This is a genomic window from Parafrankia elaeagni, assembly GCF_000374165.1.
In the GTDB taxonomy this organism is placed as follows: Bacteria; Actinomycetota; Actinomycetes; order Frankiales; family Frankiaceae; genus Parafrankia; species Parafrankia elaeagni.
On record NZ_KB893747.1, the window covers coordinates 33,094 to 43,420 of the forward strand.

The window sequence follows — 10,327 nt, forward strand, 5'->3', positions numbered from 1 at the left end:
ACCGGGAGGCAGGAGATGACGGGTGGACGGCCACCGAGTGGACCGGGCGAAGTTCCCGACGCCGGGAGAGGACGTCGGAACATCCCCGCCGGCCCCGTACCCGTGGCCCGGGGCCGCGGCGCCGGCCGGCGGTGAAGCGCCGGCCACGGTTCGTCGCTACGACCCGGCACGGTTCCTGCAGGGGCTGGTCACCACCGCGTGGCGCCAGGCCGAGGAACGCGGCCAGGCCGTGTACATCCAGGGCCCCTGGCCGGCGATCGCCGTCTACCCGAGCAGCTTCACCGCCATCGTCTACGGTGGCGAAGACGGCCTACGGCCGTATGCCGGAAGGGAGGACCTCCCCCTGCAGGCCGATCTGGCCTTCTCCCGCGCGCCCCGGTACGACGTCAACCACCGGGACATGGTGCCCCTCGACGGCCTGTTGTGGAAGCTCGCGTTGAGTGCCTCCCGGGGCAGGCTGCCACTCGAGGTGTCCCTCGACGCCCCGTGCGCCCTGCGGGAGTGGCCCAACTTCACCCGGCTGATCGTGACACCCGGCGCGATGAGCATCGCGGCCCTCTGGGCTCGACAACCCAGCACGCTCAGCCAGACGATCAACGTGTTGAACCTGCCGGCGGAGGACGTCTTCGCCTTCTACAGCGCGGCTGCCGCAGTCGATCTCGTCCGCTCGGAGCTCCCGTCGCAGCCGTCCCCGCTCGTCCCGTCCCCGCCCGTCCCGACCACGCCGTCGGCATCGCAGCCGCCGGCGTCGCCGCCGACCGTCGCCCCCACTCCACGACGGCGCCTGTTGCGCAAGCTGTTCGACAGACTTCGCGCCGACTGACGCCTGCCGTTCGACTCATCCGCAGGGACACTCGTGACCCACCACAAGATTCTTTTCTCTGGCCCGGTGGGCGCGGGGAAGACCACGGCGATCGCAGCCATCAGCGACATCGCCCCCGTCACCACCGAGACCCGGCCCACGGACGAGACCAGGGGTGTCAAGGCCACCACCACCGTCGCCATGGACTACGGCGTCCTGCGCCTCGACGGTGCCGAGCGGATCCACCTCTACGGCACCCCGGGCCAGGACCGGTTCGCCTTCATGCGGCACATCCTCGCCGAAGGGGCGATCGGCGTCGTCCTCCTGGTGACCAGCACCCGGCCGACGCCGCTCGCCGACCTGCACGAGTTCATCGACTCCTTCCGAACGGTGATCGATGAAACGGCGTTGGCGGTCGGTGTCACCGGGATGGACCTCCGCCGGACTCCCGGCCTGGACGACTACCGCCGGGTCCTGGCACAGGTCGGCATCGTCGCGCCGGTCTTCGAGATCGACGCGCGGCGTCGCAGCGACGTCGCGCTTCTCGTCCAGGCCCTGCTCCTGAGCATCGACCCGGGACTCGCCGACGGGATGTCGCCACCCGGTACCGGGTCGGACACCGTCCAGAGCGCCGTCCGCGACTACTGGTGAGTGCGCCCGTCCGGGCCTTCCGGCCCGCCCGCTAGCCTCAGTGGATGCTGCGCAACAGCGATGTGTCCCCGGCAGCCACCGCGCTCGTGCTGGGGGCGCTGGCCGGTACCCTCGCCAGCCGTGTGCTGCGACCCCGATCCGCCGGCGCGCGAGCGTCCGAGTCGGCCGAGACGCCCGCCTCGGTCGAGACGGAGACGTCCACGGGCCTGGCGACCACGCGGTATCGGCTGGACGAGACCTCGGCGAGGCTGCGGCTGGTGACCGCGCAGCTCGACGAGACCCGAGCCGCCCTCGCCGAGGCTCAGGCCGAGGTGCTGCGGATGAGCGGCACGACCCAGGCGATGACCGACCGGGCCGAAGCCGAGATGGGCAGGATGGAGAGTGCGGCCATCGCCGCGTTGGAGTCCGCGGCGGCCTCGAACCGCCAGGAGGTCGCGGGCCTGCGGCAGAGCCTGGCCAACGCCGAGGACGCCGCGCGGGTCCTACGCGCCGACCTTGACGCCGAGCGCCGGCGGACGACGTTGGTCGAGTCGGCGCTGGCCGGCCGCGACGCCGCGCTCGCGGACCTGCGCGCGGACCTCCGCGACACCGACGGTCACCAGGCCTGACGACCGACCCGTGAACAGCGCGCCAGGCGCTAGATGAGCGCCCGGTGCGGACGGATCACAAAGGTGCAGGCCGGGTCGCCGGCCGCTTCGCAGGAGGTCTCGGTTCCCTGCATGACGACGCCGGTCACAGCCTGCAACGCCCCGACGAAGACGCCCAGGGTGTAGGCGCACATCGGTTCCGCCGCCTGCATCTGGTGGCTGCACGCCCCTTCGACCAGCTGCACGACATACGCCCCGGAGTCGTCCGACGTCACCCCGGTGACCAGGCAGAGCCGGGTGCCCTCGATGCCGAAGGTGTCGACGAACAGGCGGAAGAGCTTGTCGTCGTCCAGTCGGGAGTCCTGCAGGCCGAGATCGGCGATGACGCCCTGCCCGCGCATCCTGCCGGCGCCCAGGACAGGCCCTCGGCCGACGATGTCCTCGGTGTAGACCCGCATCTGCTGCAGGCAGGTGGCGGAGACCATTGGTCCCAGGGTGGGACGCTGGTTCACGGGCATGGGGTCTCTCCCGGTTCAGGAAGCGCGCAGGGGCGACAGGCAGGAGCGGCGGCGGGCGTGCGGCGTGGTGGGCATGCGACGCGTCCCCGCAGGTAGACAGCGACTCTACCCAGCTGTTTGACCCCACCCCACTGCCCGGCGGAAATCGGGGCGACGGGTGGGGCTCGGGTCCGGAAGAATCGCGCGGTGTTCCTTGCCGTGTCGACGACCCACCATCCCGCCACCGATCTGGGATTCCTGCTCCACAAGCATCCGGACAGGGCACAGCGGTTCGATACCGCCGCCGGCAGCGCGCACGTCTTCTACCCGGAGGCGACCGAGGAGCGTTGCACCGCGGCGCTGCTGCTGGAGATCGACCCCGTCGGGCTGGTCCGTAACAGGCAGGCGGGTACCGGGGGCAGGCGCGGCGGTGGGGCCGGGGTGGATGCGGCCCAGTACGTCGACGACCGGACGTACGCGGCGTCCAGCCTGCTCGCGGTCGCGATGGCGGCGGTGTTCTCGACGGCGATGGCGGGACGCTGCAAGGCCCGGCCGGAGCTGGCCGCGACCGCGCTGCCGCTGGAGATCAGGCTGCCGTCGCTGCCCTGCCGGGCCGGCGGCGCCGATCTCGCCAGGCGGCTGTTCGAACCGCTGGGGTGGCAGGTCGCGGCGGTCCCGCTCCCGCTGGACCCGCGGTTCCCGGAGTGGGGCGACGCACCGCACCACGACGTCACTCTCACCGGGACTCTCCGGCTCGCCGACGCGCTCACCCAGGTCTACGTCCTGCTGCCGGTCCTCGACGACGCGAAGCACTACTACGTCGGACGGGACGAGATCGACAAGCTCCTCCGCGAGGGGGCCAGCTGGCTGCCGGGGCATCCGGAGCGGCACCTGATCGCCAGGCGCTATCTCGGTCACCGCCGGGCCCTGACCACCGCGGCGCTCGCGCAGCTCGCGACAGCCGACGACCTCGCGGCCGACAGTCTCGGTACCGGCTTCGAGCCCGGCCTAATCGCGACCGAGACAGAAGCGGCCGAGGCGGACGCCGAGGGCACGAGTGGCGAGGGCACGAGTGGCGAGGGCACGAGTGGCGAGGGCACGAGTGGCGACGTCGGCGAGACGCGGCCGCCGGCGTTGGCGGAGCTGCGGCGGCGGGCGATCCTCGCGATGCTGCGAGCCTCGGACGCACACCGGGTCGCCGACGTCGGGTGCGGCGACGGCAAGCTGGTCGCGAGACTGCTCGCCGAGCCGAGCTTCACCGAGGTCGTCGCGGTCGACGTCTCCCACCGCGCGCTGGAACTCGCCGCGCGGCGGCTGCGGATCGAGCGGATGCCCGACCAGGTCCGCGCCCGGCTGCGCCTGGTCGTCTCGTCGCTGACCTACCGGGACAGCCGCCTCACCGGCCTGGACGCGATCGTGCTCTCCGAGGTCGTCGAGCACGTCGACCCGCCCCGGCTGCCCGCGCTCGCCGAGGTGGTACTGGGCCACGCGCAGCCCCGCCTGGTGATCGTCACGACGCCGAACATCGAGTACAACGTCCGGTACGAGGGCCTGCCGTCCGGTGCGCTGCGGCACCGCGACCACCGTTTCGAGTGGACGCGGGACGAGTTCGCCAGCTGGGTCGGCGGCCTCGGCGCCCGGTACCCCTACACGGCCCGGCTCGGTGGAGTCGGCGTCGACGATCCGCAGGTCGGCCAGCCCACGCAGCTGGCGATACTTGAACGGCTGCCGGCGGGAGAGCACCGCGCGGCTGGAGAGCACCGGGCAGCTGGAGAGCACCGGGCAGGGACGGGGAAAGGACGATGAGCGCACCGACAGGCGACCGTCCCCTGCCGGGGATCGACGCCCCGCCGGCGCCGCTGGCCATTCCCGAGATCTGCCTGGTCGTCCTCGTCGGCGTCACCGGGTCCGGGAAGTCGACCTTCGCCCGGACGCGTTTCCGTCCGACGCAGGTGCTGTCGTCCGACGCCTGCCGGGGGCTCGTCGCGGACGACGAGAACGACCAGGCCGCGACCCCCGACGCGTTCGACGTCCTGCGCTACATCGCCGGCAGGCGGCTCGCCGCCGGGCGGCTCACGGTCGTCGACGCGACGAACGTCCAGCGTGCGTCCCGGGCGTCCCTGATCGAGCTGGCCAGGTCGCACGACGTGCTGCCGGTCGCGATCGTCCTCGACGTGCCGGAGTCGGTCTGTCTGGCGCGCAACGCGACGCGACCCGACCGTGACTTCGGCCCGCATGTCGTCCGCCGGCAGCAGGCCGAGCTGCGGCGCTCGCTGCGCGGCCTGGCCCGCGAGGGGTTCCGGCGGGTCCACGTCCTGCGCTCGGAGGCGGAGATCACGGGCGCGACGATCGAGTACACCCGGCTGCTGACCGACCGGCGTGACGTCGCCGGGCCGTTCGACGTGATCGGCGACGTCCACGGCTGCCGCGCCGAACTCGAGCAGCTCCTGACCAGGCTCGGCTACGCTCTGCGCCACGACGACGCGGGACGTCCGGTCGGCGCAAGCCATCCGGACGGTCGGCGCGTGGTCTTCGTCGGTGACCTGGTGGACCGCGGGCCGGACACGCCCGGCGTCCTGCGACTGGCGATGGGCATGGTCGCCGCGGGCGAGGCGTTCGCCGTCCCCGGCAATCACGAGAACAAGCTCGTCCAGGCGCTGCGCGGGAAGAAGGTGACCGTCGGCCACGGCCTGGCGGAATCGCTGCGGCAGCTCGGCGAGGAAAGCGACGAGTTCCGCGCCGAGGTCGACCGGTTCTGCGACGGACTGGTCTCCCACCTGGTGTTCGACGAGGGCCGCCTGGTCGTCGCGCACGCCGGGCTGAAGGAGGCCTACCACGGGCGGGCGTCGGGCCGGGTGCGGTCGTTCGCGCTCTACGGCGACACCACCGGTGAGACCGACGAGTACGGACTACCGGTCCGCTACCCGTGGGCCCGGGACTACCGGGGAAAGGCGCTGGTGGCCTACGGTCACACGCCCGTCCCCGAGCCCGAGTGGGTGAACAACACGATCTGCCTCGACACCGGCTGCGTCTTCGGTGGACGGCTGACCGCCCTGCGGTATCCCGAGCGGGAACTGGTCTCCGTGCCGGCGGCGCAGGTCTACTTCGAGCCGATCCGCCCTGGCACCGGTCCGGCACCGGCCGAGTCACCGCTGTCAGTTGAGGCACCGGTGTCGGCCGAGGCGCTGCTCTCGTCCTTCCCGCTGCCGCCGTCGCCGGCGCCGGCGCCGGCGACGCGCACGGGCCCGGCGGGCGCAGTCCCGGCGGGCGCGGGCCTGGAGATCCTGGATGTGACCGACGTCCTCGGCCGGCGGATCGTCGAGACGAGGCACGGCGGCAGGGTGCAGGTGCGGGAGGAGAACGCCCTCGCCGCCCTGGAGGTGATGAGCCGCTTCGCCCTCGACCCGCGCTGGCTCGTCCACCTGCCGCCGACGATGAGCCCGCCACCCACCTCGAAGCTTCCCGGCCTGCTCGAACATCCGGCGGACGCCTTCGCGGCCTACCGGGCCGACGGCGTCGAGGAGCTGCTGTGCGAGCAGAAGCACATGGGCTCCCGGGCGATCGCCGTCGTCTGCCGGGACGGGGCGGTCGCGGCGGCCCGGTTCGGCGCCGCCGACGGCACCACCGGCGCGGTGTTCACCCGGACCGGCCGGCCGTTCTTCGACCGCGACCGCACCGAGGCACTGCTCGCCCGGCTGCGGGCCGCGATGACCGCCAGCGGCCTGTGGACGCGGACCGGCGCCGGCTGGGCGGTGTTCGACGCGGAGATCATGCCGTGGAGCGCGAAGGCCCAGGACCTCATCCGCCGGCAGTACGCCGCCGCCGGGGCCGCCGCCCGCGCCGCGCTGCCCGTCGCCGTCGACGCGCTCACCCAGGCATCGGCCCGCGGAGTCGACGTCGCCGACCTGCTGGACCGCACCCGCGGACGGGCCGCGAACGCCGACGCGTTCACCGCCGCCTACCAGCGCTACTGCTGGCCGGTGGACGGCCTCGACGGAGTCCGGTTCGCCCCGTTCATGCTGCTGGCGACGGGGCCGGCGCCGCAGGACACCGCGGACGCCGCGGACGCCGCGGACGCCGCGGGCGGCCCGGGCGGCCCGGGCGGCCCGGGGTGGGGCGGTTCGTGGCCGGCCGGCACGACCCACGTGGGACGGGACCATCTCTGGCACCTCGACGTCGCCGACCGACTGGCCGCCGCCGACCCGGACCTCGTCGTCACCACGGAACGGATCCAGGTGGACGCGGGCGACCCGGCCTCAGTCGCCGCCGGAGTCGAGTGGTGGGAGGCCCTGACCGCCGCCGGCGGCGAGGGAATGGTCGTCAAACCACTCGCCGGGCTGGCACCGGGAAAACGCGGCCTGGCCCAGGCCGGCGTGAAGGTGCGTGGCCGGGAGTACCTCCGCATCATCTACGGCCCCGACTACACCGAGCCCGCGAACCTGGAGCGGCTGCGTTCCCGCAATCTGGGACGCAAGCGCTCGCTGGCCTTCCGGGAGTACGCCCTCGGGCTGGAGGCGCTGGAACGCGCAGCGGCCGGCGAACCCCTCTGGCGGGTCCACGAGTGCGTCTTCGCGGTGCTCGCTCTGGAGTCGGAACCCGTCGACCCCCGGCTGTGAACGGGGGGTCCGGACTACTCCCCCCGCTGCGCCAGCTTGCTCACCTTGCCGATGGCTGTGTGCGGGAACTCGCCGACGATCTCGAGCGCGTCCGGCAGCTTGTAGGCGGCGAGGCCACACTCGCGGAGGAACTGGCGGATGGTGGGCAGGCGCAGCGTGACCGGATCGACTCCCTGCCGCGGAATCAGATAGGCCTTGATCCGCTCACCGATGATTCTGTCAGGAACCCCCACGACGGAGACGTCGTGCACACCCTCGTGCCCGAGGATGAGGTTCTCCACCTCCTCGGGAGCGATTTTCTCCCCGCCGCGGTTGATCTGGTCCTTCGAGCGTCCCAGCACGGTCAGGTAGCCACGTTCGTCACGTTCGACGATGTCTCCGGTGCGATAGAAGCCGTCCACGGTGAAGCTGTGGACGTTCTGCTCGGGCGAACGGTAGTAGCCACGAATCGTGGTGGACCCCCGGGTGAGGAGGTGACCCGGGGTTCCCGGCGGCACCGGCTGGTCGTCGTCGTCCACGACAAGCAGTTCGTCGCCCGGGGAAATGGGCTTTCCCTGACACTTCAGGCTTGTCTCCTCGTCGACGTCGAACCGGTTGTAGTCCACCAGTCCCTCAGCCATTCCGAAGCCCTGCCGCAGGATCAGGTCGAGTTCGGGTCGCACCCGCCGGGCCACCTCGATACTGAGTCTCGCGCCACCGACATGCAGGCTCTCCAGGCTCGACAGGTCGTAGCGCTCCTGCAACGAGGAGTTCAGCCAGGCCAGCAGAATCGGGGGCACGATGGACGACTGGGTGACACCATGTCACGCGATGAGCGGGAAAACGGTGTCGGGGCTTCCGTCCGGCGCCAGGACCACGGTGCCACCGACACTGAAAACGCTCAGGAAGTCCGGCGACCGCACCGAATCCAGCAGGCGGTCGAGCACGGCGCCCCCACCCGCCGCCTCCAGCACAATCGTGTGCTGGAGGCAGGGCCAGGCCGCCTTCAGCTCCGCCGCCAATGCCGCCAGGTCGGTACCGTCATGCGATGCCACGGTGACATAGGCGCGGGCTTCGGTCACCTCGACGAAACGCTCGATTAGCCCTCCCGCCGATAGGAGGCGGCGACGTCCTCTGGACAGGGTACGAAGCCGTCGAGGACAAGGGGTTCCAGCTGGAGTGCTTCGATCATCTGCTCGCTCTGGAGGGGATCTGGTCATTGGCGCCCGGAACCGGCTCGGCCAGGTCCTGCCCGAGCGCGACGATCCGGTTCCCGGCATCCACGTGCACAACCCGCGGCTCATGTGTGACCAGCTCGGCCTCGGTCGCGAGCAGATAGGACATGATGATGACCAGATCACCGGGGTTCACCAGGTGCGCCGCTGCGCCGTTGATGCAGATTTCGCCGGAGCCGGCGGCACCCGTGATGACGTAGGTCTCGATGCGGGCGCCGTTCGTGATGTCGACGACCTGAACCTTTTCGCCCTCAACCAGACCAGCGGCAAGCACGAGATTCTCGTCAATTGTGATCGATCCCACATAGTGCAGATCGGCCTGCGTGATGGTTGCGCGGTGAATCTTGCTGCCCAGGACGGTTCTCAGCATGCCGGTTCTCCCTCTGCGTTGAAGATTTTCAGGTGCCGGAAACGGCAGCGCTCTCCGCGGCGGATTTCTCGGCCTCGTGCTGGGCGATGAAGTCACGCAGCGACTTGGGCCGCAGATCGATCCACCTGCTGTCGATCCAGGCGAGGACCTCCTGACGGGGCGCTCCGGCGGGTGCGCCGTAGGCGATTTCCCATCCGCCTGGCACCGGCTTGAAGGTCGGCCACAGCGAGTACTGCTCCTCATGGTTGATCAGCGCGTAGAATGTGCCCTCGTCGTCGTCAAAAGGATTCGCCGCCATCGTAGGTAGATCCCTTCAGTCGTCGTCAGTCTTCTTGTTCACGCGGATTCACGCCCGTTTTGCCGGCAGCCTGACCCAGCGGCCGGCTCCCCGCACGGCGCGCGGAGCCTCATCGAGTCGCATCGCAGGGCTCGGCAGCGACGACCCCGGTCGTCGGCCGGGCCGCTGACCGGGCGCTACCGGCGCGCTTGTCTGGTCACCCACAGGTCATCGTGGTTGATGGCGAAGGCCTCCGGGTTGTCGCCGTCGGCGAGAAACCGCGGATCCAGGCCTGGCCCACACCGCGCCGACGCTGTCGCCGGCTCCCGGCGTACCCGAGCGGGTGACGCACGACCCCATCCGCAACGGCACGACCAGCCTGTTCGACTCCTCGGGCTGATCGGCTCCTCGGCACCCACCACATGCGACCTGCACGTCACCTCTACCTCGTCGTCGTGGATGAACCCCGCGGAACGCTCGTTCGCCGGGCCGAGGAACCGCAAGCCGCACCGGGCCACCCACCGCTTGGTCGTCGCACTCGAAGCCGATATCCGAAAGTTGATCAATACCAGGAGCAGGAACCCGAAACCGTTCGCCTGACCGAAGACCGTCGACGAGATCCCGCGGCCTTCGCCGCCTGCCGTCAGCGAAGGAACGACCCGGGACACTCGTCAATGCGGCTTCACGGGCATCGACGACCGCTTCCGACTGGATTGTCTACCTGTGAACTTAGGTAAGCCTAAGCGAAGTCGCCAACCGCGGCAAGCAACGACGCATCCACCTCGCCGTCAAGCCACAACACCTGCGAGATCCGGAACGCGTCAGCCCGCGGAGACACCTCCTCCGCCGCCCACGCACCCAGCCGAGCAGGAACCAGACGCAGCGCACCAGTAGTCACCATCACTCCGGAAAGTTAGATTTACCTAACTAGCAGCCACCGCCACCGACGACTCTGCTGCTTAATTCGGCTGGGTGTCGTGGGTGCGGCATGATCTCCTGTGCGGTCCGGGTCGCCTCGTGGGTCGCGGGAGGTGGGGCACATGTCGTTGCAGCCGAAGGGGCTGCCGGAGATCCCGGCGCAGACGGTGGCGGTCGCGCGGGCGGCGTTCCCGCGGGGGACGNTGGCGATGCGGCTGCGGGACCGCCTCGCCGAGGTGTTCGTCGACGAGCCGTTCACCGGCGCGTTCGGCCGGCGGGGGGCGCCGGGTCTACCACCGGCGGTGTTGTCGCTGGTCACGGTGTTGCAGTTCACCGAGAACCTGACCGACCGCCAGGCCGCGGCGATGGCGGTCCGGGCGATCGACTGGAAATAC

At 70.9% G+C, this 10,327-nt stretch carries 10 protein-coding genes and 1 pseudogene; 5 read left to right on the forward strand and 6 right to left on the reverse strand.

The window, feature by feature from the left end; genetic code table 11:
• The first annotated feature begins 22 nt into the window (after positions 1-22).
• From B207_RS0122895 to B207_RS0122905, 3 genes are read left to right on the forward strand one after another with little or no spacing between them, the layout of a single operon-like run.
• Positions 23-823: a hypothetical protein gene (locus tag B207_RS0122895; protein ID WP_018638932.1), complete on the forward strand. Its 801-nt coding sequence runs from the start codon at positions 23-25 to the stop codon at positions 821-823.
• Positions 824-856: 33 nt separating this feature from the next.
• Entirely contained in the window at positions 857-1,453 is a 597-nt protein-coding gene (locus B207_RS0122900) for a GTP-binding protein (protein ID WP_026311346.1), read from the forward strand.
• A gap of 44 nt (positions 1,454-1,497) precedes the next feature.
• Positions 1,498-2,061: a hypothetical protein gene (locus tag B207_RS0122905; protein ID WP_018638934.1), complete on the forward strand. Its 564-nt coding sequence runs from the start codon at positions 1,498-1,500 to the stop codon at positions 2,059-2,061.
• Positions 2,062-2,090: 29 nt separating this feature from the next.
• On the opposite strand, the gene B207_RS0122910 is transcribed toward B207_RS0122905, so the two are convergent.
• Positions 2,091-2,558: a 4-vinyl reductase gene (locus B207_RS0122910; RefSeq protein ID WP_026311347.1), complete on the reverse strand. Its 468-nt coding sequence runs from the start codon at positions 2,556-2,558 to the stop codon at positions 2,091-2,093.
• A 186-nt stretch (positions 2,559-2,744) separates the two neighbouring features.
• Here B207_RS0122910 and B207_RS0122915 point away from each other — a divergent pair, with 186 nt between their 5' ends.
• Together B207_RS0122915 and B207_RS0122920 are read left to right on the forward strand one after the other, a co-directional pair.
• Positions 2,745-4,343: a 3' terminal RNA ribose 2'-O-methyltransferase Hen1 gene (locus tag B207_RS0122915; protein ID WP_018638936.1), complete on the forward strand. Its 1,599-nt coding sequence runs from the start codon at positions 2,745-2,747 to the stop codon at positions 4,341-4,343.
• Positions 4,340-7,153 (forward strand): polynucleotide kinase-phosphatase, encoded by a 2,814-nt coding sequence (locus B207_RS0122920; RefSeq protein ID WP_018638937.1) that lies wholly within the window; start codon positions 4,340-4,342, stop codon positions 7,151-7,153. Before B207_RS0122915 ends, B207_RS0122920 begins: the two co-directional genes overlap by 4 nt.
• A 14-nt stretch (positions 7,154-7,167) precedes the next feature.
• Here B207_RS0122920 and B207_RS42985 read toward each other — a convergent pair whose 3' ends face one another.
• The 5 genes and pseudogenes from B207_RS42985 to B207_RS0122935 all read right to left on the reverse strand — a co-directional run bounded on the left by B207_RS42985 (position 7,168) and on the right by B207_RS0122935 (position 9,035).
• Entirely contained in the window at positions 7,168-7,554 is a 387-nt protein-coding gene (locus B207_RS42985; protein ID WP_407671452.1) for an AMP-binding enzyme, read from the reverse strand.
• A 45-nt stretch (positions 7,555-7,599) separates the two neighbouring features.
• Positions 7,600-7,944 (reverse strand): annotated as a pseudogene (locus B207_RS42990) (AMP-binding protein); the annotation flags it as partial.
• 12 nt (positions 7,945-7,956) lie between these two features.
• The gene (locus B207_RS41800; protein ID WP_018638943.1) at positions 7,957-8,214 is read right to left on the reverse strand and encodes a hypothetical protein; all 258 of its coding nucleotides are present in this window, start codon (positions 8,212-8,214) and stop codon (positions 7,957-7,959) included.
• Positions 8,215-8,320: 106 nt separating this feature from the next.
• Positions 8,321-8,737, reverse strand: a complete 417-nt coding sequence (gene panD, locus B207_RS0122930) for an aspartate 1-decarboxylase (RefSeq protein ID WP_018638944.1) — start codon at positions 8,735-8,737, stop codon at positions 8,321-8,323.
• A gap of 28 nt (positions 8,738-8,765) precedes the next feature.
• Positions 8,766-9,035: an MbtH family protein gene (locus tag B207_RS0122935; RefSeq protein WP_018638945.1), complete on the reverse strand. Its 270-nt coding sequence runs from the start codon at positions 9,033-9,035 to the stop codon at positions 8,766-8,768.
• Positions 9,036-10,327: the final 1,292 nt, after the last annotated feature.

Coding starts and splice junctions, on each gene's coding strand:
- B207_RS0122910 (WP_026311347.1), bottom strand. CDS start 2,558: ATGCCCGTGAACCAGCGTCCCACCCTGGGACCAATGGTCTCCGCCACC.
- panD (WP_018638944.1), bottom strand. CDS start 8,737: ATGCTGAGAACCGTCCTGGGCAGCAAGATTCACCGCGCAACCATCACG.
- B207_RS0122905 (WP_018638934.1), top strand. CDS start 1,498: ATGCTGCGCAACAGCGATGTGTCCCCGGCAGCCACCGCGCTCGTGCTG.
- B207_RS0122920 (WP_018638937.1), top strand. CDS start 4,340: ATGAGCGCACCGACAGGCGACCGTCCCCTGCCGGGGATCGACGCCCCG.
- B207_RS0122935 (WP_018638945.1), bottom strand. CDS start 9,035: ATGGCGGCGAATCCTTTTGACGACGACGAGGGCACATTCTACGCGCTG.